Here is a 26,450-nt window from a genome sequence, read left to right on the forward strand (position 1 = left end):
ATATTTTTGCAAAAAAACCTAATTTTTAGATCACAAAGAAGGACAAAATGTTTAATGGTAAATCTATTCTAATCACTGGTGGTACAGGCTCATTTGGCAAGCAATTCGTAAAAACGGTTCTGAGTCGATATCAGCCGCAGAAAGTCATAGTTTATTCACGGGATGAACTGAAACAGTATGAGATGGCGCAGGAGTTTAACGCACCAGCAATGCGCTATTTTATTGGAGATGTGCGCGATCGCGATCGTTTGTATATGGCGATGAGGGGTGTAGATTATGTTATTCATGCTGCGGCACTCAAGCATATTCCTGCTGCTGAATACAACCCAATGGAATGTATTAAAACTAATATTCATGGAGCAAATAATGTTATTGATGTTGCTATTGAGCAAGAAGTCGAAAAAGTGATTGCTCTTTCAACGGATAAAGCAGTTAATCCAATTAATCTCTACGGGGCAACCAAGCTAGCAGCGGATAAACTTTTTGTTGCAGCTAATAATATTGTTGGGGCAATGAGAACCAGATTTTCTGTAGTTCGCTACGGTAACGTCGTCGGTTCCAGAGGCTCAGTTGTACCATTTTTTCAAAAATTGATTCGAGAAAAAGCCGCAGAAATACCTATTACAGATCCACGAATGACTCGCTTTTGGATTACACTCGAACAGTGTGTAGATTTAGTCTTTAACAGTTTTGAAAAAATGCATGGAGGAGAAATATTTATCCCCAAAATTCCCTCAATGAAAATTACTGATTTAGCTGAAACACTCGCACCGGGACTCCCAATTAAAATTGTTGGTATTAGACCAGGAGAAAAACTACATGAAGCTATGTTTTGTTCTGAAGCTTCACATTTAGCATTGGAATTTACCGATCATTATGTGATTAGACCGACTATTGAATATAGCCATTCTGTTGATTATACTTGCAATGCTTCAGGTGAAAAAGGAGTCCCAGTTCCAGAAGGGTTTGAGTATAGCTCCGAGATAAATACAGAATGGCTAAAAGGTTTCCAACTACTCGATATGCTAAAGCAATGAGTAACTACATTCCTTATGGAAGGCAAGATATTAATCAAGAAGATATTGATGCCGTAATTGAAGTTTTGCGGTCAGACTTTATTACTCAAGGCCCAGCTATAGAGAGATTTGAGGAAGCTGTTGCTAAGTATTGTGGAGCGAAATATGCTGTAGCTGTTTCCAGTGCAACAGCTGCATTACATATTGCTTGTCTTGCAACTGGTTTAGGAAAAGAGGACGTTCTTTGGACATCACCAAATACCTTTGTTGCCTCAGCTAATTGTGGACTTTACTGTGGTGCAAAGGTTGACTTTGTTGATATTGATCCAAATACCTATAATCTGAGCATTGAGGAACTAAAACTTAAGTTAGCTAGGGCTGCAAAACAAGAGTGTTTACCTAAAGTATTAATACCTGTGCATTTTGCAGGACAATCCTGTGAAATGGAGGAAATTGCAGCTTTATCAAAACAATATGGTTTCAAAATTATCGAAGATGCTTCTCATGCAATCGGCGGAAGGTATCAGGGACAACCTATTGGTTCCTGCCAATTTTCCGATATGGCGGTTTTTAGCTTTCATGCGGTAAAAATTATTACTACTGGTGAAGGCGGCATGGTACTAACCAATCAGGAGGAATTGTATCAGAAATTAATTAGATTAAGAAGTCATGGCATAACTCGTAATCCAGATTTGATGCAAGCAGAATCTCACGGTTCCTGGTACTATCAGCAATTGGAATTAGGTTTTAACTATCGGATGACGGATATCCAAGCAGCATTGGGTGCTAGTCAGATGCAAAGGTTGGATAAATTTGTAGAACATCGCCATTTTTTAGCCAACCGTTATAATCAACTACTGCAAGATTTGCCATTAATGCTTCCATGCCAACATCTAGATAGTGAATCTAGCTGGCATCTTTATGTGATTCGGCTGAAGCTGGATAAGATTAATAAAACTCATCGGCAGGTATTTGAAGAACTTCGCAGTGTAGGAATTGGTATCAATTTGCACTATATTCCCGTTCATATACAACCTTACTACCAAAACACTGGATTCAAATTAGGGGACTTTCCACAAGTAGAAAAATACTACCAAGAAGCTATTAGTATGCCTTTGTATTATGGACTAGATGAAAAGAGTCAGGATACCGTAGTAGCTTCGCTAAGAGAGAGGCTGATATGAGAACTGTAATTATTGTTCAGGCAAGAATGACTTCAACTAGGCTTCCTGGAAAGGTACTCAAAAAAGTATTGGATAAGCCTTTGTTAGAATACCAGATTGAGAGACTAAAGCGAGTAAATTTGGCTGATGAAATTGTGATTGCTACTACTATTAATGATACAGATAAGCCAATCATTGAACTTTGCGATCGCCTTTCAGTTCCATATTTTCCAGGCTCTGAAGAAGATGTCTTAGCCAGATACTATGGAGCAGCGAAAGAACATCAAGCAGATATAATAGTTCGTGTTACCTCTGATTGTCCACTTATTGATCCACAAGTCATTGACAAGGCGATTCAATTTTTTATCGATTATAAATATGATTATGTTTCTAATTCTTTAGAAAGAACCTATCCAAGGGGAATGGATACCGAAGTTTTTTCATTCATAGCATTGTATGAGGCATTTGCAGAAGCAAGAGTACAACCTGAACGAGAGCATATTACTCCGTTTATTTATATGCACCCTGAACGTTATCAATTAGCTCAGGTAGTTTATTCTGAGAATCAAAGTTCACATCGTTGGACAGTGGACACAGCAGATGATTTTGAACTTATCAAAAGAATTATTGAAGCACTTTATCCTCAAATTCCAAAATTTACTTTGGAGGATTGTTTAGATTTACTTAGAGAATATCCTGATTGGTCACTAATTAATGCACACGTAGAACAAAAGAAATATGCTGCATAATGAAGCATTTATCAAAAATGAAGCTATTTATCCGAGTAGATGCGTCAACACAAATAGGCACAGGTCATGTAATGCGTTGTCTGGCTTTGGCTCAGGCTTGGCAAGATGCAGGTGGTCAAGTAATTTTTGTGATGGCGATAGAAGCTCCAGATTTGAAAACTCGTTTGAAAGTGGAAGGAATAGAAGTTATCTACCTACCGATCCAAATTGGAAGTGCTGAAGATGCTGAAGAAACAGGGAAACTCGCACGGGAGTTTGATGCAAGTTGGGTTGTGGTGGATGGTTATCATTTCGGTGCTAAGTATCAAGAAATCATCAAGGAATCTGAGCTAAAACTTTTATTCATTGATGATTACGGACACGCAAAAGAGCACCACGCGGACATTGTTTTAAATCAAAATATTCATGCCTATGAGGGATTGTATATAAATCGACAGCCATATACCAAACTGTTACTTGGTACAAGCTATAGCCTTTTGCGGCGGGAGTTTTGGCAGTGGCGGGGATGGGAGCGATCGCTCCCTCTAATAGCTCAAAAGTTACTAGTTACACTAGGCGGTGCAGATCCAGATAATGTAACTCTCAAGGTAATTGAAGGATTGCAACAAGTAGAGGTAGAAGGACTAGAAGCTGTTGTTGTAGTTGGAGGAAGCAATCCACATTATGAGCAGGTGCGATCGGCTAGTCAAAAATCGTGCTTTCCAATTCACTTGAAAAGGAATGTAACGAATATGCCTGAGCTAATGGCTTGGGCTGATCTGGCAGTGACAGCTGGTGGTAGCACTTGTTGGGAACTGGCTTTTATGGGTTTGCCTAGTCTAGTCCTGATTTTAGCTGAAAATCAACGGGTGATTGCCGAAAAACTGGAGGCAATGGGAGTAGTTGTAAATTTGGGATGGCATAAGAACGTTTCTGCTGTTGAAATAGCATCGGGAGTAGCACCATTACTGATAACTGCCGGAAGGCGGGAAAAAATGACTAGATGCAGCCAAGAATTAGTGGATGGTCAAGGAAGCAGTCGAGTCTTGAGCTATCTAAAAGATAACTTTTTTCAATTGCGCTTGGTTCAGCAAGATGATTGTCGGTTGCTATGGGAATGGTCAAACGATCCAGAAGTACGTGCTGTTTCTTTTTCCTCAAATTCTATACTCTGGGAACATCATGTTCAATGGTTTAAATCTAAATTGATTAACCCTAATTGTATCTTTTACATTGCCATTAATAAAAACGATGCACCTATTGGACAAATTCGATATGACATAGAAAATTGTGAAACTACTGTCTCCATGAGTATTGATCCAAAATTTCGTAATCAGGATTATGGAAGCAGCTTGATTAAATTAGCTTCTAAACAAATATTTTCTGATTTCGATATTACTAGAATTAATGCCTACATAAAACCAAGTAATCAGGCATCTGTTAGGGCATTTTCCAAAGCTGGTTTTCAAAGCATGGGAATAACCACATTGCAAGGACATCAAGCCATCCTTTTTATCATAGACAAGTATAAATTTGGTTAATTGAGAGAGCAAATGCGGGAAATTAACATTGTAGATAGGAAAATTGGTAGCAGCCAAAAGCCCTTTGTGATTGCTGAAATGTCTGGCAATCATAACCAATCTTTAGAAAGAGCTTTAAATATCGTTGAAGCCGCTGCTAAAGCTGGGGTACATGGACTTAAACTCCAGACTTATACTGCTGACACAATGACCTTAGACATAAATGAGGGTGATTTTTACATTGATTCTCCTAATAGTCTATGGCAGGGAAAATCCCTCTATCAGCTTTATCAACAGGCTTATACACCTTGGGAATGGCACAAACCTATATTTAATCGTTGTCAAGAATTAGGAATAATTGGTTTTAGCACTCCCTTTGATGCTACAGCAGTTGATTTTCTTGAATCCTTAGATGTACCTTGCTACAAAATAGCCTCTTTTGAAAATACCGATTTACCTCTAATTCGTAAAGTTGCTAGCACAGGTAAACCGATGATTATTTCTACTGGTATGGCAACAATTTCTGAGTTAGATGAAACTGTTCATATAGCGCGAGAAGCTGGGTGTCAAGACTTAATATTAGTCAAATGTACTAGTAGCTATCCTGCGACACCAGAAGATACTAATCTACTAACAATTTCCCATCTACGTGAGTTGTTTAATGTGCAGGTGGGGTTATCCGATCACACAATGGGTATTGGAGTTGCCGTTGCTAGTATTGCTTTAGGAGCGACATTAATTGAGAAGCACTTTACTCTATGTCGGGCTGATGGTGGAGTTGATTCAGCTTTTTCAATGGAACCAGCAGAGATGCAGCAATTGGTAATAGAATCGCAAAGAGCTTGGCAAGCTTTAGGTAATATAAAATATGGGGCAAATAAGGCTGAAAAGGAGTCATTGGTTTATCGGCGATCGCTCTACATTTCCCAAGAGATGAAAGCCGGAGATATCCTCACTCCAGAAAATCTAAGAGCAGTACGTCCAGGATTAGGATTACCACCCAAATTTTTTGATGTTGTTCTTGGTAAAGCAGTTAATCAAAATATTAAAAAAGGTACGCCTTTTACCTGGGAATTAGTATTAGCAAATCAGGAACAACAACTAATTAACACCCAAAATCATATTAGTCTTTAGTTTGATCATATTGACTACTAAAAAATGAAGGACGAATATCAATGAGTCAAGTCAGCGCAAGTGTACAGATATTACGAGAACATTATCAGGATTTGGTAAGAAAAAAAGGAGACTCACCTGGTTCTGGACAATGGGGTTCTATAGATGAATCTCTTGTCAGATATTTGGAACTTATGAAAATTGCAGACCTCAATGGATGTCGAATTTTAGATATAGGATGTAGCATTGGTTATTTTGCAGAATATTTGCAAGAGCACAATATTATTTGCCAATATACAGGCATAGATATTGTACCTGAAGCAATTGAAATTGCACGTCAAAAATTTCCAGACATGAAATTTGAGTGTTTAGATATAACTCAACAAAGTCTAGAACAAACTTATGATTATGTTTTAGTATCTGCTGTTTTTAATAATTTTATTCCTAATGGTAATCTTTTTCTCCAAACTTTAATCAAAAAAGCATTCTCTTTATGTGAAAAGGGTCTGGCATTTAATTTTATTTCCTCTTATGTAAATTTCCAACAAGAAACGATGGCTTATTATGAACCAGAGGCAGTTTTAAGTTTCTGTATTGAGCAGCTATCTAGAAAAGTCACAATGATTCATCACTACTATCATTGTGATGTTTGTATTTATGTTTACAAGTAAATGAATACTAAAGATTTGGTAATTAATTGGCAGGAAATAGCAAAGCTTTGGGATGACTTTGTTGAAGATTCTCCCCAAGGAACTGTTTTTGCAAAAACTGACTTTATTAATGCATTAGGAGTTCCTTTTCAAATTATTACAGTCTATTTTAGAGAGAAAATAGTTGCAGGTACTGTTATCTTATTTTCTCATGATGGTAATACATTACCCGCTCCTTTCGCTTTCACACCATATCAAGGACTGTTATTAGCCGACAATTCTAATAAACCAGATCACAAACGGAATGGTGAAGAATTTCTTATTTCAACTTGGTTCATAGAAAAACTTGTAGATAAATTTGACAAATTTTCCCTAGCCCATTCATGGCAATTCCAAGATATCAGACCATTTCAATGGTATAATTACCATACACCTGAGAATAGAAAGTTTGAAGTTCAACTCAGATACACGGGTATATTGAACTTAACAAAATTTGAGAATTTTGATTGTTATCTCAGTTATATCCGCGCTGTCAGGCGGCAAGAAATGCGGAAGGCTATCAATAATAAATTATCTATTAAAGTGTCTGAAAATATTGAAATTTTAGATAAGCTTCAGCGAGAGGTTTGGGCTAAACAAGGAATAGAAAATATAGAAAAAGAATCTTACTTGCTTAAATCAATAACTCAGCAATCTTTAGAGAAAGGATTTGGAATACTGAAAGTATGCTATTTTAGCGAAACTTCTGTTTCAGCTATTTTATTCCTCTTTGATAAAAAGCGCGGTTATTATATGTTTGCGGGGAATAATCCCGAATACAGAGAAAGTGGCGGCTCAACATTTTTACTACTGGATTTCATTCAAGAATGTTTTAAACGCAAGTTGCAAGAAGTTGACTTTGTAGGAGTTAATTCTCCAAATAGAGGAGATTACAAACTCAGTTTTAATCCAGAGATTAAGCCTTATTTTGTCACACATTATGATCTCTATAAATAAATATATAAACTTTGATTGGAGAAGTAACTAAAACTGTGAATCGTGTAATTGCCACAATAGAAGCCCGAATGGGTTCTTCACGCCTTCCTGGTAAAGTGCTGAAGGAAGCAGTAGGTAAACCTATGCTGTTGCTGATGGTTGAACGCGCCCGTCGCGCTCGTTATATAGATGAAGTAGTAGTTGCCATAACTACTAATGAAAAGGACGAGGCGATCGCATCTTTATGTAGTAAACACAATATTCCTTACTTTCGTGGTTCAGAAGAAAATGTATTAGAACGGGTCGTGGAAACTGGGCGACACTATCAAGCAGAAGTTAGTGTCCTTTTAACCGGAGATTGTCCCCTCATTGACCCTTATGTGATTGACCAACATATCTGTGCCTTCTTCGCGGCTTACCCCCATGTGGATTACGTTGCTAATTGTGAAGTACGTTCATATCCTCATGGATTGGATCTCATGGTGTTGTCATGGAAAACACTAGCTCAGACAGTTGATTTTGCTTGCAGTCAACCCTTTCGTGAACACGTTGGTTGGTACATCCGACGACATCCAGAGCAATATCGTCGCTTGGATATCATTGCTCCTCCAGGCTTAAGTAATCCTTTTTTCCGTATTACCCTTGACTATCAAGAAGACTACGATCGCATCAAAACCATTTTTGAAGCACTTTATCCCCAGAATCCCCAATTTACGACAGTAGACATTCTTCACTATGCCCAACAACAGGGATGGATTGACTCCTAAGAGATTAGGACTTACGCATTGACAGAATAACAAAATAGTGAATTCATAAATAAGGGTCGTCTACTTTACAGGTATCGGACAATTAGAGAAATTACTAAACCATCGACAGGACAATGCAATCTAGACCTCTACACCTTATTTTTGCTCTCAGAGCCAAAGTTTGGGGGGTGCAGTAGGTTGGCAGAGATATTGGGAGACGTTTCACATGATAGTGTGAATCGCTTTTTATTGAGAGAGAGATACGAACCGAAAGATTTATTCAAGATAATAGAGAAAATCATTGACTTGGTAGGAGGAATACTAAGTGTAGACGATACAGTAATAGAAAAGATTTACAGCGACCCAAAAAATGCCGAATTAATCAGTTATTTTTGGTCAGAAAAAGCCCATAAAACTATTATTTGTTTAAATCTAATCACTTTATATTACAGCGATATTAATGGGAAATCAGTACCAATAAACTACAGAATATATGACAAAAAGGAGGGGAAAACAAAAAACGATTATTTGAGAGAAATGGTGAGTGAAATAATAAACTGGGGAGTCAAACCAAGAATAGTAACAGGAGATAGTTGGTATTCAGGAGTAGAAAACTTAAAATTTCTAAAAAACCAGAAACTGGGTTTTCTATTCGGGATTGAAAAAAACAGAACTGTCTCAAATGAGCCACATAAGTATTGCCAGGTAAGTACTCTGGTGATTCCAGAGTCAGGATTAAGAACTCATCTGAAAGAATTTGGGTTTATAAAGTTGTTTAGGAAAGACTTCAAGAAAGAAGACTCTAGACACTATATTTTGTATGTTCCAGATGAGGAAAGAATCAAGGATATAACTAGAAATGAATTTATCACAATTCATGATACCCATTGGGGAATTGAAACCTTTCATCGAGCCATAAAACAAGTATGTGGAATTTGTCGGTTCATGGTTAGGGATACCTATGCAATCAAGACTCACATATTTTGTTCACTTCAAGCTTTTGTGAGATTGGAGTTTATGCGGTCTGAAAAAATAATTAGCAATTGGTACGAAGTACAACGGAATATGTTCACATTAGTTGTACGTGAGCATATTTTTGCAAACCTTAGCGGTGATGGCATTATCTAGAAACCATAGATGATATTTTTTGTCAATGCGTAAGTCCTAGAGATATTAAACTCATGAAATTGTGTGTCGGTATTATTGGTTTGGGAAAAATTGGACATCGCTTTGGCATTTCTCCACAAGGCGATCCACTCAGCCATTCTGAAGGGTATGCCCAAATCCCTAACGTAACAGTTGCATTAGGAGTAGATCCAGATCCAGAGGCGTGTAGAGATTTTCAGCAACGTTTTTCTGAAGCACAGGTATACTCCAGTCTGAAAGATGTACCAGATGAACTTCACCTCGACGTAGTATCAATATGTAGTCTCACTCACCTACACGCTCAGGGAGTTATGGCTGCACTTGCTTGGCATCCGCGTGTCATCCTATGCGAAAAACCGCTTGCAGTTAATGTAGCAGAGGCAGAAATTATGCTATCTGCTTGCTCTAAACAAGGTTGTATTTTGATAACTAACTATTCCCGTCGTTGGACACCAATGCTGCAAGCCTTGAAACATCTAACAAACCAGGATGATGGTTTGGGAACTCCAATTGGCGCTTGCTTACGTTATAACGGTGGTTTACTGCACAATGGAACCCATTGGATCGATATGTTATTGGCTTTATTTGGATCGGTTGCTTGTGCATATTGTCTGGAAAAATCATCTGTTACTCAAGATGACGCAGCTGAGTCAATTGCACTATCTTGGAACAACGGATTAACTGCATATTTGATTGCAGTACGCGGAACTGGGTGTTCAATCGGCGAAGGTGAAATCTGGGGAACCGGCGGTATGCTGCGGTATAGCGCTGGGGGACAGCAAATCACTTGGCAGACAGTTCAACCTAGTCAATGGTCAGGTTTTCAAGAGTTAGGTCAAGCGAAAACGATCTGTGAAGTGGGCTTAAAAGGCCACATTTTGGGGGCTGTCACCGAAGCTGTGCAGTTAGCACAAATTGGCGGACAACCAAGCTGTTCTGGCGCTGATGGTATGCTTGCTTTACAAGTTGTTGAGATGGCAAGAAACAATAAATGTCTAATTAAGTAGGTAATTTGATGGTTATTACTAGAGAAAAACCGGCTTTGCTCGGAGGTTCCAAGGTTTTTCCAGACCCATTACCAAGGTATACCAGTACTAGTTATCAGGAGACTGAAGCTGCGGTTCAAGTATTGAAAAGCGGCATTTTATCTGAGTATATTGGTGCTGCTGGACTGTATTTTATGGGTGGTAAACAAGTTCGCACCTTAGAAAACCAATGGGCTGACTACTTTAATGTTCGTCACGCTTTAAGCGTTAACTCTGCTACTAGTGGTTTACATGCTGCTGCGATCGCAGCAGGCGTTAATTTTGGCGATGAGGTAATTGTCCCACCACAAACGATGTCAGCAACGGCAACAGCAGTGGTTATGGCAAATGGTATTCCTGTTTTTGTTGATCAAGAGGAGGCTACTTGCTGCATTGATCCAGAAGCCGTTGAAGGTGCTATTGGGTCACGCACAAAAGCAATTATCGCAGTCAATTTGTTTGGAGGCCCAGCCCAACTGGTGCGCTTACGTGAGTTAGCAGATCGACACGGTTTGATTCTAATTGAGGACAATTCCCAAGCACCGGGAGGTCAGCATCAGGGGCGTTGGCTGGGAACAATTGGACATTTGGGGGTGTTCAGCCTCAATTGTCACAAAACAATTCAGTGTGGTGAAGGGGGGATTGTAGTCACTAATGACGATCGCTTGGCGCGGCGGGTGGCACTAGTGCGTAATCATGGGGAGAATGCAATAGAGGCGGAAAACTGGTATGAGGATGCTGATATTGTTGGTTACAATTACCGTTTAACTGAACTTCAAGGGGCGATCGCTCAGGTTCAACTGCAACGTTTAGAAGAATTGACACAGCCACGGCTGAAAATTGCTGAAGCTTTAGATCAAGGGTTGTCTGAATTTAAAGCGCTGCGGACAGCTAAAGTTAGCTCTGGCGATCGCCATGTTTACTATACTTATCCCATTTGGATCGATCCACAACAAGCTGGATTGTCGCGGGACAGATTTGTGGAAGCACTTCAAGCAGAAGGATGTCCTGTCACAGGACGTTATGTGCGTCCCTTATACAGACTACCTCTTTTCCAAAGGCTGCAACAACAAGGCAAGACAATTGTCAGTCATCCTAGTGGTGTATGTCCCATAGCCGAAAAGACATATAGCGAGACGCTTTTATCTACAACTCTCATCCAAATACCTGGAGGTATTGACCTAGTTAATCGTTTCATTGCTGCTGTGACTAAAGTCTTGGCTCATGCCGAAGAGTTAAGTCAAGAGAAAGATGAATGAAGATTATTGCGATCGCTCACGATCCAGGCGGTGCAAACGCTGTGGCTGCAACTGTTGCAGTCTTGCGGGCAGAAGGTACACAGGTTGAAGCGTATGCCAAAGGCCCGGCCATTCATCAATTTCAACGCCTTGCAGTTGCTTGCACGCCAGTTTCTCAGGAACACCAAACTCTTTTTATGAAATTAACAGGAGATATTCTGCTAACAGGAACATCTCAATATGATGAATTTGAAAGCGATGCTATTTTTTGGGCGAGGCAAGAGCATATTCCTAGTATTGCTGTCATAGACTATTGGGCAAATTATCGACAGCGTTTTCAAGCAATCAACAATCCTAATGCAGAACCAACTTTTCCAGATATCATCACAGCTATAGATGAAGTGTGTAAAACAGGAATGCTTGCTGATGGAATACCAGAAAAACGAATCCGCGTTGTGGGACAGCCTTATTTTGCTTGGCTGATTGCTAGACAAAAATCCAGAAAAAGTATTGTTAAACCAATAGAAAATATTCTCTTTGCTTCTCAACCCAATGCCAATGAAATTGAAATTCTCCGTATCTTAATTAAGGTATTAAGTGACTATAAACCTTTAAAAAAACTGCTAATCCGGTTTCATCCCCGCCAAGATAAGTGTCGTGCGTCGCTTGATTTGCTAGCACAATCAGGTTTGCCATTTGCTATTGACGAAAGCGTTGATATACTTGCCACTTTGTGTAATCAAGATATAATGCTGGGAATTACCTCCATTATCCTAATTGAGGCAGCTTCAATGGGAATACTAGCAGGTAGCTTGGCCATCGGTATCGATGACACACTTATTACTAATCAAAGGGGAATCACGATTCCCTTAAACTCCTTGGAAAAGCTGCGGGAGTTTTTGTATTTTCCGCAATATGGGGAAATAGAAGAACAATTTTTTGAACAGCAGCGCGATGCAGATTTACGAGTAGCACAGTTATGCAAGGCAATAATTTAGTTATTGAACTTGAAAGATTTTTCAAGTCTTGGGTACTATATAGCGTGGAATGATTCAGCTTGAATCCAGATACTAAACTTAGTATTATTTACACACCAAAAGCCTTAAGTACAGTGTATCAAATCTTAGGTTTATCTCCAAAATATTGCGATATGTGGCTAGGAGTTTAAATCAAACAGATACTAATAAATTAAATCAATAATATAGGGTTTATTCAATGGTTGATAAATTATACCTAGCATATACAATTGCAGATGCTGAGTGGCTAATTACACAGCCAGAGCTATTAAAACAAGGTAAAATTGTTTATTCAGGAATTGAGCCTCATTTAGTTTTTCGTTCAGCCGGAATTCCTGCGGATGATGTAGTTGAACTATATCGGCAATTAGACTTTTGTACTATTTCCAATGAAGCAGAAAATCTCAGATGTAAATTTGAACAAACTTTGCGACAGGTTGGACATAATTACGGACTATCACTAATTTATCAAAATATTGATATTTTATCTTGTTCTCTGCATCTGCTCTACTATTTTTTCTACGAAGCTGTAACTTCTTATCATCTCGCATTAGCAATTCTGCGAAAATATAAACCCAAAGAAATTTGGGTAAACCAATCACCATTTACTGCTGTAACACAGTGGGGTTTGGCTCCTCCACCTCAGACTAATTATGAAAATCAAGTATGGGGTTCTATGAGGAATACAGGAGTAATTATCAAAGATTTAGAAATTCCTGATACGTTAGAATCATCAAATACTCACAAGCAGCAGATTGACTTAATTTATAGATCGCAATATCAGCCTTGGCAGCCTCAACATAGCCAAAGAGCCACAGTTAATCAAAGTAAAAACTCACTAAAATCAGATGTTTTATTAGCCCTACAAAATAATTTCCTCAAAAATTATGCACCTATTGGTGAAGCATTGGCAAATTCTTTCAATTTTAAAACCTTAGATTTAATTCAACAGAATTTATGGTTTGGATGGCATGATGCTTCAGATTCAATTCCTGTTCCTCTCATTCAGGATTTAAACAACACAAACTCAATAGAAATTAATCAGTTTTTAAACGATCGGCGATTTTCCGATACTTTCTTGGACTATCCCCTAGACATCTGGAAAATTATTCAATCAAGAGTAGACCTTTTATTAAGCTTTGATATTCCCTTTGTTCGCGCTTGGATAGAATGCTCTCACTGGGTACTAGCTCAGGTGCAACCTAAATTTATTGTCATGGCGGAAGAAGTTTCCCTAGCAGCACGTTCATTAGGAGCAGTAGCAAAACTACATGGAATTAAAAAACTTGTAATTGAGCATGGATCTTCTGATACTCAAATATCAAAAACTGAACGCCCTGATATGCATTATTGGCAGCACAATTATGCTGAAACAAGGCCGGATTATGTAGCTACATGGGGTTCTTATGGTCAGCATTATTATGTAGACAATCTTGGTTGGTCAGCAAAACAAGTTATTGTTACTGGCTGGCCTTGGATTGAAAGAGAAATAAAACAGCATCTCAACTGTATAAAAAGAAAACAGGTTGCTCATGCTGAACTTAAATTACTATTTTTAAGTACATCAACACATAAGTCTTACCATTATTTGTATGAAACACTTTTTCAAGCAGCTAAGCAATTGCATGTTCTACTCGTTATCAGACCTCATGGTGCTGAAAATATGGATTACTTGCGTGACTTAGCCAATCTTGTTGGTATTAATGTCAAGATTGATAACTCAAATAATCTACTCGATCAAATTGCAGAAAGTGATATTGTTATTGGCGGCGCAACCAGTGTACTAAGTTATGCGATCGCACTGAGTAAGCCTTGTATTTTTTTAGATTTATTAGGAATGAGAAATTATAAACCCTATGCCATAGAAGGTGCAGCAATGGGGGTATATAATCCAGAAGATTTAATTCCGGCAATTGAAAAGCTAAACAGTGATGATGAGGAAATAAATCGCCAGCAAAAAACACAAAAGCTGTTTACACAACAATACCTAGGCGAACTAGATGGTAACACGACTGAACGGATTACAGATTTTATCAAAATGGAGTTGAAAATGCAAGATAAATTATCAACTGAATATCAAAAATCTATAACTAAAGCAGATATATTACGCGTAGATATAGGCTGTGGAATTCATAAGCCTATAGATTTTATTGGTGTCGATATTTCTCCTGGTGTTGGTGTTGATATTGTTGCCGATCTCAGTAAAGAATTTCCTTTTCCTGATAGTTCAGTTGATGAGTTGAGAGCGCACGACATTATCGAACATCTCTATGACCGAATTCATACAATGAATGAGATTTGGAGAGTCTGCAAACCTGGTGCAAAAGTTGACATTCGCGTGCCATCTACAGATGGGCGAGGAGCTTTTCAAGACCCCACTCATATCAGCTTTTGGAATATTAATTCTTTTTTGTACTACTGTAGTGAATTTCCAGCTTATATAGAACTTTGTAAAAGATATGGATTTCAAGGTGAGTTTAAAGCTGTGAAACTTGAACATGAAGAATCCCCTGGGGGAGTCATTCATGTTATAGCCGAATTGCTTGTAGCGAAGTCAGGATCTAATTTAAGTAGAAATCAAATTCCTGGAAATGGCTATTTGGCAATAAACCAGGGATATCAGCAGGAAATTCAGAAACAATTCGCTCCTGAAGTTAATGTAGATATTGAAGGTCAAGAACAAGATATTTTTTCTAAAATTTCTACTTACGTCAAACAATATCAACAAGATCCAACTAGTCGTACAGCAATAGCAAATGTTCGTCAGACTCGTTATCAAATTGCCCAGCAATGGCTGAATATATCAGATTCTGAAATTGAAAGCGTCTACTTAGGAGATTTTGGAAAAGTACATCAAATATTGCTCAGTAGTGGGATAAAAAATGAAATATTTACTCTTACTGAACAAGCTTTTGTAGATGAAGTAAATGCAAAGATTTCTAGAGGCTTCGATGAGCCAAAAGCGGTTCAGTATATATTGGCAGCTATGTTGTATTGTTGCGCTGACCAGTTACTTTTAGATCATGACATCTCTAATATTCCAATATGGTTTATTAATGAATATTTAAAATTCCTATTTCAACCTCAACTTTACTTTCAAGAAGTAGGAGAAGCAGAGAAATACTATCATTATATACAGGGGTGGGTTGATTACTTACACACATCCATATTTCAGAATCAAGATTCTCTGTTATGGCATGAAGTGGTTGAAAATTTCGTCCAAATGGGTAATTTTATACCTCTATACTTTAATGAAGCTAATCTTAAAGATATCTACGTTAAACGTGGAGAAATACTAGATTTTTTCTTAAAAATTAATGGTTATCAAGTCAATTATGAATTTGACGATCGCTCTGTAACCAGAAAGAAAATTCGCATGGGTATTCTGGCATCACATTTTTTGCCTTCAGCAGAAACATTTGCTACCCTTCCTGTTTATGAATATATCAGCCGCTATTTTGAAGTAGTTTTGTACTCTCTAAATCAAACGGGTCATCCTTTAGAGGAATATTGCCAGAGTTGTGCCAACTCCTTTAAGCTATTGCCACAAGATTTGGCAGAACAATCAAATACTATTCGTGCTGATGACCTAGATATATTATTCATTGCTACTAATGTGACTGCGGTAACGAATCAAATCTGCCTCTTATCAATGCATAGGCTAGCGAGAATACAAATTACTAGTGGCGGGTCGGTTGTCACAAGTGGAATGCAGCACATTGATTATTACATCTCAGGTACAGAGACAGATCCATCACCAACGTCAGAACAGCAATATCGAGAAAAGTTGGTAAAAATACAAGGAACTGCTCATTGTTTTAGTTATGGTAATCAGCAAGAAAATGTCACTCTAAAAGTTGAACGAGAAAGTTTAGGCATCTCTGAAGAAACAGTTATTTTTATCTCTGGTGCTAACTTCTTCAAAATCATCCCTGAACTAATTGATACGTGGGCAAAAATCATTTCTGTAGTTCCCAACTCCGTTTTAGTGCTACTGCCATTTGGTCCGAATTGGTCAAACAATTATCCTAAAAAATCTTTTGTGAATCACTTAATTAAAGTGTTTTCCAAGCATGGGATACCAGCGAACCAATTAATAGTTTTAGATCCTCAACCAGTGCCAAATAGGGAAGAAGTTAAAGAATACTTCAAAATTGCCGATGTCTATCTAGATTCCTATCCATTTGCGGGAACAACTTCTTTAGTAGAACCACTACAAGTTAATCTGCCAGTAATTGCTAGACAAGGAACTACTTTTCGTTCTGCAATGGGGGCTGCAATGGTGCAAACACTTGATGTTCCTGGTTTAGTTGCGGATAGTGAAGAGTCTTATATACAGTTAGCAGTCGCACTTGGAATTAATCCTGAACTACGCCAACAAAAGAGCGCTCAAATCAAAGAAAGGATGCAGGATAATCCTAGTTTTCTAGATAGCCGCTCTTACTCAGCTAAAATAGGTAGTCTCTTCCAAGAACTATTTAGTAAATATCTTGCAGATACTTTGAGTCAAAATTTCCGCTTAGGAGATATTAATTTAATTATTTTCCCAGACTGGTCACAACCAGAAGACCTATTATATCAAGATTTAGCAAGTGTGATTTCTATTCTCACTACTCACTCAGATAAAAATCACATAACTCTTTTAATAGATACTCAAAATATTTTTGAGGAAGAAGCTGATATGCTTTTATCGTCTTTAACCATGAATTTGCTCATGGAAGAAGATGTAGATATAACTGAGGGGCCAGAAATTTCTCTGCTAGGTAAGATAAGTGATGCACAATGGAAAGCTCTTTTGCCTAGAATTAATACTCGAATTGCTTTAGCAACAGATAATCAATCTGCGATCACACAAGCAAAAGCCGAAACTCTTCCATTATCCAACGTAAATAAGCTAATCAGCATTTAAGTTGCATAAAAGCAGGGCTGAAGCCCTTACTACAAGCGAATCATTCTGGAAAAATGAATGACGATTAGCTTAGCTTAAGTTTAAGGACGCAGTGGCAAGAGAGAAACAACAATGACACAGGAAACCGTTTTTGAAGAAAGCAGTGGCAACGTATTCACTGATCTTGCCTTGTCGAATGCAGATGAACTTTTTACGCCGGGCAAAATAGGGATTCAGGTACTCCGCCTCCTCTCTCAACGCAACTTGAAACAGCGCGAAATCAGCGAACTTCTTGGCATTCCCCAGCCAGAAGTATCTCATTTGATGAAAGGAGAGTTTCAACGGTTCAGCGAGGGCAAACTCCTCATTTTCCTCAAGCGACTCAATACGGAAATCACCTTGCATCTTCGCTCTCGTCATGCGTCGGCCCAATCTCCTGAAACTGTAATCTCGCTATAGTGGTAAAACCCGCCCGATCGGGTTAAAAACCTTGCTTTATTCCATAAGTAGTAATGCAAAATTAAATATACATTTTTCATTGCGAATGGAGCAAAGCGGAATGAAGCATAAGTCGTTCGGACACGCTTCGCGAACGCAAGGTCTTGGGATTGCAACTCTTGGAGACGCTGTTCGCGTTCGCTACATTTCATTCCGCTCGCAATGACATAAATATTTTTGCATACGCACTTACAATTGAGAACCGCTATAATTCTCCCACATCTGTTGGTAAGCCTTCTCCATTTCACGAGTAAACTGCTTACCATTCCACAGGGGTGCTGTTTGTCGAGATGCTTTCAATTTCAAAGCCACCTGCTGGCGTAAAGTCTCATCTTTCCCCAAGCGGACACCCCACTCAATATATTCTTCATCAGTCCAGGCGATGCCTTCTCTAATTCCTGCATTCATCATCATGGTGTAGCTATTACGCGCTGCAAATTGTTCGCCGACTCGTGTCACCAATGGGATACCCATCCACAATGTTTCTAAGGTTGTTGTCGCTCCGTTGTAGGGAAATGTATCTAATACAATATCAGCAATACCTAAATTAGCACGATGAACTGACTCTAAATAGACCATTGGTAAGAACCGTAGCCGAGAACAATCTACACCTTCTTCTTCGGCAATTTGATAAAAGAAGCGTTTAATTGTTTCCTCCTCAGCAGGCCCCTTAATCAAAAAGTAGCTATTAGGTACTTGTTTAATAATTTGCATTTGCCACCTTGTCGTTTCTGGATGGCGTTTATATCCTCTTTGGGCGCTGAGATATACAACGGCATCCATAGGGATATCCAAGTCATCGCGGCGGAGAGTTGGTACACCAACTTCAAAACCATCTACTGCTATGTAGGTTTGGGGGAGTCGCCAGATTTTCTCTGTATAGTAATTTTGTGCATTATCTGGTAGTACATAAGGATCTGCAATAAAGTAATCAATTGCAGGTATACCTGATGCATCCCACCCCAGCCAAGTAACTTGAATTGGGGCTGGCTTGAGTGCCATGATTTCACTAGTAATATCTAAAGTAATGCTATCAAGGTCAACTAAAATATCAATTTCATCTTGATATATCTGGTCAGCAATTTCCAAGCCATTCATTCCTAATTTATGAGCATTACCTGCCTTTTGTACATACCAATCCTGTAGAAAATCGTCTACTAATTGATAGTTCACAAAATAGGTATGAATATCAAATTTATCTCGATCATGATGCTGAAATAACCAGCGAGCTAGCCAACCAACAGAATGATTCCTTAAAACATAAGATATATAACCAATTTTTAATTTCTTTGGATGGTTTTTTAAAGATTGATTATTAATAATTTGACGAGCATAATTTTTTCCTTCAGATTGGGCAAAAGCTTGAATATAATTCTGAAAAATATCAGCTACCTGATTATGAATAGCTCGGAAATCAGCAGGAGCATCTTTAATATGAGGTATGGCAAAAGCTGGCGTAAGTAACCGTAATATTCTTCCTTCTTCTAAAGGAATTCGTTGAGCTTTAATGAACTCTTTGTATACAGTTTCTAATTCTTGACAAGTTGTACATATCTCTTGCCAATATCCCCCTGCTGACATTAGACCCCTTAATAGTAAATGGAGTGCAAAAATTTTATCAGCCAAACCTTCTGATAGGGAATAACATAACCTAGCTGTCTCTATTCCCTGAGAATAATTACGAGCATCTTGATAAAAAGTCGCTAAGTGCCGCAAAATTTCTACATTATCTGGTTCCAATCGCAAATGCAATTCTAGCAGAGATGCTGCTAGCATAGGCTGCCGCAAAGTATGACCAAGTTGGATAGCAGCAGGAAGCACTATAGAGAAGCATTGATGGGTATCAGAGAAATAAGGAAGACTAGCTTCTATTAAATTTAGATTAATTGGATGTAAGGGAACAGCATTTAAAACTTCTTTTAAAACTTGAATTAATAATTCGGTATTAATTTCTATATTTTCTTTGGCATTTAAGGTTTCAATTAATCCCCAGTCATTCAAATCATCAATTTGTTCAATTTTTTCTAACTTTAGAGAAAGGAGAATAATTTGAAGCAAATTATTTATATTACTAGGATTAATTTCTCGTATATGCTGGCGAATTAACCAAGCTACAGAATATTCCGCCACTGTTTCACGCCTTTCAGCTTCTATCTGTAAAACTTTAAATAGTTCATTTGTCCACACTTCTAACTGTTCTTCATCTGCCTCTGTCATGGGCAGCATCCAAGTCATTTGAGCTTCTGCTTCTTGCCCTTGTAATAGCAATAGTAACCCTAAATACCAATAATAATAAATAGCATTTGATTCTATTGCGATTGCTTGTTCATATAACTGTGCTGCTTGCGAATATTTTTCTTGAATGAAGTATTCTTCAGCTTGACTTTGCCAATTATATATATCAGTAATCATTGTAATTCTCTGAGAAAATTTTATGAGGAATATAATAGTGAACGACTTACATAATTGAAACAAAGTGGATAGAAGCATCTACCCACTTTGGAAAATATCTGGTTTAGAGACAATTTATATACTGTTTGTCCTTGCTTGGTTACTTAGCCAAAGAGACGAAGCTGGCAGGACAAGTAGGTGCTCCAGCTGTGTAGACAAATGCAGAGGCATCTGCATTTACACCACCGTTAACCATAGCGTTGCTAGCTTCACACAAAATAGCTACGGTAGTAGCTTCACCCGTAGCAGCTTGGGTTGTCACCTCTACACCACCAACATAGCTTTTGAGAGGCGCATTCGGATTCACTACTACTCCTTGGTTGGTTACTACAGTACCGCCCGACAGAACGTTAGCCACGTATTTGTAATTTATAGTTTGTGTTGCAATACCAAGACCTAAACTACCAATTGCACTTGAAAATGAAGTATTTTCTAAGTAATAAGCTTGCTGTGCGCGGTTCATTGAACCTATGTAAGTTTTAGCTTCTGACTGCTTGGCTTTGTTAGCTTGGTTCAAGAAAGAAGGTAGCGCGATCGCAGACAAAATACCGATGATAATAATTACTACTAGTAATTCAATTAGTGTAAAACCCTCATTTTCGTTCTTTTTAGCAAGTATGTGTTGGAGAAATTTTGCTTTTAGTTCGGTTTTCATAAGTGTTTTCCCTGGGGTAGGAAGTGCTTGTGTGTTCTAGATATAACTTACCCAACTGCGATCGCTTTCCTATCACCTTCAGAAAAAAAGTTTGGGGAGATCCAGTTATACAATTCAGAATCCTTGTATCCCAATTGACACAGATATAACTAAGCCCCTGGTGTTCACCAAGGGCTAGATTCTTAATTTCGTTTGTGAGAGTGCTTTATTCAAACATCGATCGGCGCAAACAAAAGACACATCAGGCGATCGCAGGTTTCTTTTTTCCGAGTCGCCCTCTTCTATACTCAGTATGATAAAGCCAGCGCTAGAACCAGTTATACGTCAGTATTGTATTTTATAAGTTTCCCAATCTTACTTTAGAGGAAATTGAAGCCATGCTTGATTTAGATGCATTCAAAAATACTCGATTGTACGAGAGTATCGTGGCAAAGACTAAGCCGAAAACAGAACTAGAAACAAAATTGAAGTTAGTCCCAAAATGTATTGAGAAAGGTATGAGTATTCAAGAAACAGCAGAATTTTTAGAACTAGATGTTGAAATTATCAGGAAATATCTGCAAGAAGAGTCTTAGCGGTTAAGAGGATATTTGGCAAGTATTGAGCGCATAGTATTGTAGACATTTTGCGATCGCTTCCACCATGATGTAGCCAATCACAGTTTTTTATGCTACATTAAGCGTAGTCGTTATGAGTTTATATAGTTATGACTAACCCCACAGTAGAAAACTTAGTAATTATCGGTTCTGGCCCAGCAGGTTACACAGCCGCTATTTATGCCGGACGCGCTAACCTGAAACCCGTTGTATTTGAGGGTTTCCAAGCCGGGGGATTACCTGGCGGGCAATTAATGACAACGACGGAAGTTGAGAACTTTCCAGGGTTTCCCCAAGGGATTACTGGGCCGGAACTGATGGATCAGATGAAGGCACAGGCAGAGCGCTGGGGGGCTGAACTATATACTGAAGATGTTATATCAGTTGATTTGAGTCAGCGTCCATTTACAGTGCGATCGCAAGAAAGGGAATTTAAAACCAACAGCATTGTCATTGCTACGGGTGCGACAGCAAAGCGTTTAGGTTTACCCAGCGAACATGAATTCTGGAGTCGCGGTATCTCTGCTTGTGCAATTTGTGATGGTGCGACACCAATTTTTCACGGCGCAGAATTGGCTGTAATTGGTGCTGGCGACTCGGCGGCGGAAGAGTCGATTTATCTCACCAAATACGGTTCTAAGGTAAATATGTTGGTACGCACCGATAAAATGCGGGCTTCTAAAGCCATGCAAGACAGGGTTTTGAGTAACCCAAAAATCCAGGTGCATTGGAACACCGAAGCCGTGGATATCTTCGGTAATGGTCACATGGAAGGGGTGAAAGTCCGCAATACTAAAACTGGTGAAGAAAGCCAACTGCACGCTAAGGGTTTATTCTACGCTGTTGGTCACAGTCCCAATACCTCTTTATTTAAGGGGCAATTAGAACTGGATGAAGTGGGTTACGTTGTTACCAAACACGGTACTGTAGAAACCAGTGTAGAAGGCGTTTTTGCTGCTGGTGACGTGCAAGATCATGAGTTTCGCCAAGCAATTACGGCTGCGGGTACTGGTTGTATGTCGGCGATGTTGGCAGAACGGTGGTTGTCATCCAGTGGTTTGATTCAAGAATTCCATCAACAGCCAGAAACAGCAGTTAATGAATTAGAACATCAGCCAGCCAAAAAGACTGAAGCTGAAGAAGAAGCTGGATTTAATTTGGATGGGACGCGCCATGAGGGAGGTTATGCTTTACGGAAATTGTTCCATGAAAGCGATCGCTTACTCCTGGTTAAATACGTCTCTCCTGGTTGTGGCCCTTGTCATACCCTGAAGCCAATTTTAAATAAAGTGGTGGATGAATTTGACAGCAAAATTCACTTTGTAGAAATTGACATCGATAAAGACCGAGATATTGCTGAAAATGCTGGTGTGACAGGAACGCCAACAGTTCAATTGTTCAAAAACAAGGAACTGGTGAAGGAAGTCAAAGGCGTGAAACAAAAGAGCGAATACCGCCAGTTAATTGAGAGCAATCTTTAGGAACTGGGGATTAGGGATTGGGGGCTGGGGACTAGGAAATAATTCTTTTAACTGTTAATACTCAGTACCCAATCCTCAATCCCAGTCACAAATCACCCAATCTAGTGCCATACTCTTCTTTACCCTGTTGTTGGGAACGAATGAAACGACAGTAACCGTTAAGACCTTTTTCAATCTGGTCTTTAAGCTGACTGACCCAGTTTAATTGTTCCTTGCTACAGTAGCCTAAGCTTTCAGCAATAATGAAGGCGCTTTTGGTTTCAGTCAATGAGCCGCGAGCAATGTACATAAAACGCAATCTATCTAAGTAGTGATAACGTCCATAGCCCTCAGCTATGTTCAGTAAAACGCTGCAAGCTGCTCTTCGTAATTGATCGCTCAAATTGTAACGCTCACAATCAGGCAAACTATTTGCTAGTCTATAAGCCGCTTTTAGCAACTTAAGGCTATCTTGATAGAAGTCTAAAGACTCAAAACCCCTATCTGCCATATCATCTCAATCTAAAGTCTCTCAATTTTATGGGAGATTTTTACCCAGTCCCCAGTCCCCAATCCCCAATCTCTACTCCCTAATATGTAAAATGGTCAGCGTATCAAGCTTTGATCCAGGCGATCGCTTTATGGCCATTACAAAACGGCGACTACCGACATTTTTACAGTTTGGCAAAAGTTCCAATCTTTCCCAAAGACTCATGCTCATTGGGTTAGTCATTACCCTATTTTTCATCTTCCTGGCGTTCTTTGCTCCCGTATTTCAGGCTTGGGGATGGCTGCTAAACCCAAAAGATTTTCTCTCTAATCCAATTCACGAGCCACCCTCGGCTAAACATTGGTTTGGTACTAGTCGCTTGGGTTATGATGTCTTCTCTCGGACATTGTTCGGCGCTCAAGCTGCCTTGCAGGTGGTGATTTTGGCAACAGCGCTGAGTATGATTATCGGTGTGCCTTTAGGGATGCTGAGTGGTTATCTCGGCGGCAAATTGGATAAAGTGTTGCTGTTTATGATGGATAGCATCTACACTCTACCGGGGCTACTGCTGTCTGTGACACTAGCCTTTGTAGTGGGGCGGGGGATATTAAATGCAGCGATCGCGATTAGCATTGCCTACATTCCCCAATATTACCGCGTTGTTCGCAACCACACTGTTAGCGTCAAAACGGAAGTGTTTATCGAAGCGGCTCAAGCAATGGGCGCTTCCACTTGGGTTGTGCTTTCTCGTTATCTATTTTTCAACGTCATTCAAAGCGTACCCGTCCTCTTCACACTCAACGCTGCTGATGCAATTTTGGTGTTGGGCGGTTTGGGCTTTTTGGGGTTAGGGCTTCCCGAAGAAGTGCCAGAATGGGGACATGATTTAAAACAAGCTTTAGAAGCTCTACCTACTGGTATTTGGTGGACTACACTTTTCCCTGGTTTAACCATGACATTCATGGTGGTAGGGTTATCACTACTTGGTGAAGGGTTAAACGAATTTGTCAATCCCCGATTACGGAGAGAAAATGGAATCCGAAAATAATTAATAAATAGTGGACACTTATTAGTCAACCGACTAATCATTGATAACTAGTAATTGATAACTGGAGAGATTTGGGTGAAAGATAACCTGACATTAATTGCCGCCGCTACTGGTGGATTTATCCTTTCTGTTGCCCTTGCTGGCATCTTAAGAGGTGCGCCAATTACAGCTTGGCACGAGCAATCGAGTTTTCGCACCACGAATTTTGCTAATTTACAGAAATCGGAGTTGAAAGCTTCGCGTCTTCTTCCAGGGGGAGATGCTGCACGAACAGATCGGGGATAAAACAGAAAATTTAGAATTTTTTCGGCACAAAATCCTAAAACTCTGGTGAATTGAGCTTTAAAATTGAAACGCTTTAGGACACAGAGTTTAGTACACAACCATTTTTTTGGCTACAAACTTGTGCAAAGCTGTACTACTATGCTTTTGAAGCCGAGAATTTGCGGCTCGATCTGAGGATTTTAAAGTGGTGAGTTCTCAAGTAATTGGCATTGATGTAGGGGGAACAGCAATTAAGCTGGGGCGGTTTACAGACGATGGTACTTGTCTGCAATCTTTGACTGTGGCGGCTCCTCAACCGACAACGCCGGAGGCAGTGCTGGCGGTGCTGCTAGATGCGATCGCACAAATCGATCCAGATAATCAAACTGTTGCTATTGGTGTTGGGACTCCTGGCCCCTCCGATGCCGCCGGACGCATCGCCAAAATCGCCATTAACTTACCTGGATGGCTCGATGTGCCTTTAGCAGACTGGTTAGAAGCCAAAACTGACAAACCTACTGCGATCGCTAACGATGCCAACTGCGCTCTTTTGGGAGAAGCTTGGCTAGGAGCCGGTCGCCATTTGCAAAATCTGATTCTGCTAACTTTAGGCACTGGGGTTGGTGGCGCAATTATCCTCAATGGCAAACTATTTATTGGACATCAGGGCGCTGCTGGGGAATTAGGTTTAATTTCATTAAATCCTGATGGGCCAATTTGTAATAGTGGCAATCAAGGCTCTTTAGAACAACATGCCTCTGCTACTGCCATTCGCCGCCGCACTCTCAAGGAACCCATCGAATTAGGTATTCTTGCCCAACAAGGAGATCCCGAAGCATTGACTTTTTGGCAAGAATATGGTAAGAATTTGGGGATTGGTTTGACGAGTTTGATTTATGTACTCACACCGCAAGCGATCGTGATTGGTGGCGGGATAAGTGGCAGTTTTGAGTTTTTCTTACCAGCAGCGAAGGCAGAAATTGAGAAGCGAGTTCAACCTCTATCACGAGTGGATTTACAGATTTTGCCAGCCGAATTAGGAAATTTTGCCGGGATAGTGGGTGCAGCTAAGTTGGCATGGCAATGCTATTCAGGGTTTTAAATTATGGTTCAAACAATTCCAGCTAGAGACATCAGTCTTTACGTAATTCGTAATTCGTAATGATGTTGTCTCTCTACGATATGCTGCGCGTAGCTTCCTTCGAGGGGTACGCGGATTCGCTACCACTACGCTAAAGTAATTTGTAATACTAGGACAAAGAATATCCTGTTGCCTTGTGAACGTATTTCACGACTTTTTCATAAGATTCGGGATTACTCACAGGGTTGATAATAATGGGAATGGTGCCATCTGGCAACCAAAAAGTTATCCTACCGTTCGGTTCATGACAAAAGGAACTGATGCAGTTGAGATTAATTACATATTCGTTTTTGTCGTAACAGATTTTTACCCAGTGAGCATGATCTAATTCTAAGCTCGTCACACATTCTAAATAATCGAGAATTTTTTGATAGTCTTCCAGGTTATTTTGAGGGTTAATTACTATTGGAATGGCACTATCGGGTAGCCAAAAAGTAACTCTGCCATTTACTTCATAACAAAAAGCATGGACACGTTCAAAATTCACTACATATTCTCTCCTCTCGTAAAGGATTTTCACCCAGTACGCCACAACATCTCCTCAAGTCAAAAATTTACGAATGATGCACCCTATATGTCAAAATCTACTGAAGTCTTAAGTTAATGTTGCTCTGTACAAATTA

General features: G+C 39.4%; 23 protein-coding genes and 1 pseudogene. 19 read left to right on the forward strand and 5 right to left on the reverse strand.

Annotated features, from left to right (window positions below; genetic code table 11):
- Window positions 1-47 precede the first annotated feature (47 nt).
- The 14 genes from pseB (at window position 48) to V7K55_RS16520 (ending at window position 17,683) form a co-directional block, all read left to right on the forward strand.
- A complete protein-coding gene (gene pseB / locus V7K55_RS16455) occupies window positions 48-1,037 on the forward strand; it encodes a UDP-N-acetylglucosamine 4,6-dehydratase (inverting) (protein ID WP_334833061.1) in 990 nt (329 codons plus the stop codon).
- Window positions 1,034-2,200, forward strand: coding sequence for a UDP-4-amino-4,6-dideoxy-N-acetyl-beta-L-altrosamine transaminase (pseC, locus tag V7K55_RS16460; protein ID WP_334833063.1), 1,167 nt, complete (start codon window positions 1,034-1,036; stop codon window positions 2,198-2,200). The genes pseB and pseC overlap by 4 nt, the downstream gene beginning before the upstream one ends.
- Window positions 2,197-2,928, forward strand: coding sequence for a glycosyltransferase family protein (locus tag V7K55_RS16465; RefSeq protein WP_334833065.1), 732 nt, complete (start codon window positions 2,197-2,199; stop codon window positions 2,926-2,928). The genes pseC and V7K55_RS16465 overlap by 4 nt, the downstream gene beginning before the upstream one ends.
- 17 nt (window positions 2,929-2,945) lie before the next feature.
- Window positions 2,946-4,448, forward strand: a complete 1,503-nt coding sequence (gene pseG / locus V7K55_RS16470) for a UDP-2,4-diacetamido-2,4,6-trideoxy-beta-L-altropyranose hydrolase (RefSeq protein WP_334833067.1) — start codon at window positions 2,946-2,948, stop codon at window positions 4,446-4,448.
- Window positions 4,449-4,460: 12 nt separating this feature from the next.
- A complete protein-coding gene (gene pseI / locus V7K55_RS16475) occupies window positions 4,461-5,561 on the forward strand; it encodes a pseudaminic acid synthase (protein WP_334833069.1) in 1,101 nt (366 codons plus the stop codon).
- A 41-nt stretch (window positions 5,562-5,602) separates the two neighbouring features.
- Window positions 5,603-6,211 (forward strand): class I SAM-dependent methyltransferase, encoded by a 609-nt coding sequence (locus V7K55_RS16480; protein ID WP_334833071.1) that lies wholly within the window; start codon window positions 5,603-5,605, stop codon window positions 6,209-6,211.
- Window positions 6,212-7,186, forward strand: coding sequence for a GNAT family N-acetyltransferase (locus tag V7K55_RS16485; protein ID WP_334833073.1), 975 nt, complete (start codon window positions 6,212-6,214; stop codon window positions 7,184-7,186).
- A 35-nt stretch (window positions 7,187-7,221) separates the two neighbouring features.
- Window positions 7,222-7,932, forward strand: coding sequence for a glycosyltransferase family protein (locus V7K55_RS16490; protein WP_334833075.1), 711 nt, complete (start codon window positions 7,222-7,224; stop codon window positions 7,930-7,932).
- Window positions 7,933-8,013: 81 nt separating this feature from the next.
- Window positions 8,014-9,039: an IS701 family transposase gene (locus tag V7K55_RS16495; RefSeq protein ID WP_442949095.1), complete on the forward strand. Its 1,026-nt coding sequence runs from the start codon at window positions 8,014-8,016 to the stop codon at window positions 9,037-9,039.
- Between the two features lie 53 nt (window positions 9,040-9,092).
- Entirely contained in the window at window positions 9,093-10,064 is a 972-nt protein-coding gene (locus tag V7K55_RS16500; protein ID WP_334833079.1) for a Gfo/Idh/MocA family protein, read from the forward strand.
- Window positions 10,065-10,072: 8 nt separating this feature from the next.
- Window positions 10,073-11,341 carry a DegT/DnrJ/EryC1/StrS aminotransferase family protein gene (locus V7K55_RS16505; protein ID WP_334833081.1) on the forward strand — a complete coding sequence of 423 codons (1,269 nt, stop codon included), beginning with the start codon at window positions 10,073-10,075 and terminating at the stop codon, window positions 11,339-11,341.
- Window positions 11,338-12,318, forward strand: a complete 981-nt coding sequence (locus tag V7K55_RS16510) for a hypothetical protein (RefSeq protein ID WP_334833083.1) — start codon at window positions 11,338-11,340, stop codon at window positions 12,316-12,318. Before V7K55_RS16505 ends, V7K55_RS16510 begins: the two co-directional genes overlap by 4 nt.
- A gap of 217 nt (window positions 12,319-12,535) precedes the next feature.
- A complete protein-coding gene (locus tag V7K55_RS16515) occupies window positions 12,536-17,245 on the forward strand; it encodes an O-linked N-acetylglucosamine transferase family protein (protein WP_334833085.1) in 4,710 nt (1,569 codons plus the stop codon).
- A gap of 111 nt (window positions 17,246-17,356) precedes the next feature.
- Window positions 17,357-17,683: a helix-turn-helix domain-containing protein gene (locus tag V7K55_RS16520; RefSeq protein ID WP_334833086.1), complete on the forward strand. Its 327-nt coding sequence runs from the start codon at window positions 17,357-17,359 to the stop codon at window positions 17,681-17,683.
- Between the two features lie 228 nt (window positions 17,684-17,911).
- On the opposite strand, the gene V7K55_RS16525 is transcribed toward V7K55_RS16520, so the two are convergent.
- The 3 genes and pseudogenes from V7K55_RS16525 to V7K55_RS27555 all read right to left on the reverse strand — a co-directional run.
- Window positions 17,912-20,134 carry an O-linked N-acetylglucosamine transferase, SPINDLY family protein gene (locus V7K55_RS16525; protein ID WP_334833088.1) on the reverse strand — a complete coding sequence of 741 codons (2,223 nt, stop codon included), beginning with the start codon at window positions 20,132-20,134 and terminating at the stop codon, window positions 17,912-17,914.
- Between the two features lie 139 nt (window positions 20,135-20,273).
- A complete protein-coding gene (locus V7K55_RS16530; protein ID WP_334833090.1) occupies window positions 20,274-20,828 on the reverse strand; it encodes a type IV pilin-like G/H family protein in 555 nt (184 codons plus the stop codon).
- Window positions 20,829-21,044: 216 nt separating this feature from the next.
- Window positions 21,045-21,152 (reverse strand): annotated as a pseudogene (locus V7K55_RS27555) (Uma2 family endonuclease); the annotation flags it as partial.
- Between the two features lie 53 nt (window positions 21,153-21,205).
- On the opposite strand from V7K55_RS27555, the gene V7K55_RS16535 reads away from it, so the two are divergent.
- Together V7K55_RS16535 and trxB are read left to right on the forward strand one after the other, a co-directional pair.
- A complete protein-coding gene (locus V7K55_RS16535) occupies window positions 21,206-21,403 on the forward strand; it encodes a hypothetical protein (RefSeq protein WP_334833092.1) in 198 nt (65 codons plus the stop codon).
- Window positions 21,404-21,534: 131 nt separating this feature from the next.
- Window positions 21,535-22,905 (forward strand): thioredoxin-disulfide reductase, encoded by a 1,371-nt coding sequence (trxB, locus tag V7K55_RS16540; RefSeq protein ID WP_334833094.1) that lies wholly within the window; start codon window positions 21,535-21,537, stop codon window positions 22,903-22,905.
- 85 nt (window positions 22,906-22,990) lie between these two features.
- On the opposite strand, the gene V7K55_RS16545 is transcribed toward trxB, so the two are convergent.
- Window positions 22,991-23,395, reverse strand: a complete 405-nt coding sequence (locus V7K55_RS16545; RefSeq protein WP_334833096.1) for a four helix bundle protein — start codon at window positions 23,393-23,395, stop codon at window positions 22,991-22,993.
- A 130-nt stretch (window positions 23,396-23,525) separates the two neighbouring features.
- On the opposite strand from V7K55_RS16545, the gene V7K55_RS16550 reads away from it, so the two are divergent.
- The 3 genes from V7K55_RS16550 (at window position 23,526) to V7K55_RS16560 (ending at window position 25,788) form a co-directional block, all read left to right on the forward strand.
- Window positions 23,526-24,422 (forward strand): ABC transporter permease, encoded by an 897-nt coding sequence (locus V7K55_RS16550; RefSeq protein WP_094333022.1) that lies wholly within the window; start codon window positions 23,526-23,528, stop codon window positions 24,420-24,422.
- A 75-nt stretch (window positions 24,423-24,497) separates the two neighbouring features.
- A complete protein-coding gene (locus V7K55_RS16555) occupies window positions 24,498-24,707 on the forward strand; it encodes a hypothetical protein (protein ID WP_334833098.1) in 210 nt (69 codons plus the stop codon).
- A 184-nt stretch (window positions 24,708-24,891) separates the two neighbouring features.
- Window positions 24,892-25,788 carry an ROK family protein gene (locus tag V7K55_RS16560; protein ID WP_334833100.1) on the forward strand — a complete coding sequence of 299 codons (897 nt, stop codon included), beginning with the start codon at window positions 24,892-24,894 and terminating at the stop codon, window positions 25,786-25,788.
- Between the two features lie 148 nt (window positions 25,789-25,936).
- On the opposite strand, the gene V7K55_RS16565 is transcribed toward V7K55_RS16560, so the two are convergent.
- The gene (locus V7K55_RS16565) at window positions 25,937-26,359 is read right to left on the reverse strand and encodes a hypothetical protein (RefSeq protein WP_334833102.1); all 423 of its coding nucleotides are present in this window, start codon (window positions 26,357-26,359) and stop codon (window positions 25,937-25,939) included.
- Window positions 26,360-26,450 lie beyond the last annotated feature (91 nt).

It is taken from the genome of Nostoc sp., from assembly GCF_036919895.1.
Taxonomy (GTDB): domain Bacteria; phylum Cyanobacteriota; class Cyanobacteriia; order Cyanobacteriales; family Nostocaceae; genus Nostoc.

Excerpts from the sequence above, each read along its gene's own strand:
- pseB (WP_334833061.1), top strand. The coding sequence starts at position 48 with ATGTTTAATGGTAAATCTATTCTAATCACTGGTGGTACAGGCTCATTT.
- pseC (WP_334833063.1), top strand. The coding sequence starts at position 1,034 with ATGAGTAACTACATTCCTTATGGAAGGCAAGATATTAATCAAGAAGAT.
- V7K55_RS16465 (WP_334833065.1), top strand. The coding sequence starts at position 2,197 with ATGAGAACTGTAATTATTGTTCAGGCAAGAATGACTTCAACTAGGCTT.
- pseG (WP_334833067.1), top strand. The coding sequence starts at position 2,946 with ATGAAGCTATTTATCCGAGTAGATGCGTCAACACAAATAGGCACAGGT.
- pseI (WP_334833069.1), top strand. The coding sequence starts at position 4,461 with ATGCGGGAAATTAACATTGTAGATAGGAAAATTGGTAGCAGCCAAAAG.
- V7K55_RS16480 (WP_334833071.1), top strand. The coding sequence starts at position 5,603 with ATGAGTCAAGTCAGCGCAAGTGTACAGATATTACGAGAACATTATCAG.
- V7K55_RS16485 (WP_334833073.1), top strand. The coding sequence starts at position 6,212 with ATGAATACTAAAGATTTGGTAATTAATTGGCAGGAAATAGCAAAGCTT.
- V7K55_RS16500 (WP_334833079.1), top strand. The coding sequence starts at position 9,093 with ATGAAATTGTGTGTCGGTATTATTGGTTTGGGAAAAATTGGACATCGC.
- V7K55_RS16505 (WP_334833081.1), top strand. The coding sequence starts at position 10,073 with ATGGTTATTACTAGAGAAAAACCGGCTTTGCTCGGAGGTTCCAAGGTT.
- V7K55_RS16510 (WP_334833083.1), top strand. The coding sequence starts at position 11,338 with ATGAAGATTATTGCGATCGCTCACGATCCAGGCGGTGCAAACGCTGTG.
- V7K55_RS16515 (WP_334833085.1), top strand. The coding sequence starts at position 12,536 with ATGGTTGATAAATTATACCTAGCATATACAATTGCAGATGCTGAGTGG.
- V7K55_RS16520 (WP_334833086.1), top strand. The coding sequence starts at position 17,357 with ATGACACAGGAAACCGTTTTTGAAGAAAGCAGTGGCAACGTATTCACT.
- V7K55_RS16525 (WP_334833088.1), bottom strand. The coding sequence starts at position 20,134 with ATGATTACTGATATATATAATTGGCAAAGTCAAGCTGAAGAATACTTC.
- V7K55_RS16530 (WP_334833090.1), bottom strand. The coding sequence starts at position 20,828 with ATGAAAACCGAACTAAAAGCAAAATTTCTCCAACACATACTTGCTAAA.
- V7K55_RS16535 (WP_334833092.1), top strand. The coding sequence starts at position 21,206 with ATGCTTGATTTAGATGCATTCAAAAATACTCGATTGTACGAGAGTATC.
- trxB (WP_334833094.1), top strand. The coding sequence starts at position 21,535 with ATGACTAACCCCACAGTAGAAAACTTAGTAATTATCGGTTCTGGCCCA.
- V7K55_RS16545 (WP_334833096.1), bottom strand. The coding sequence starts at position 23,395 with ATGGCAGATAGGGGTTTTGAGTCTTTAGACTTCTATCAAGATAGCCTT.
- V7K55_RS16550 (WP_094333022.1), top strand. The coding sequence starts at position 23,526 with ATGGCCATTACAAAACGGCGACTACCGACATTTTTACAGTTTGGCAAA.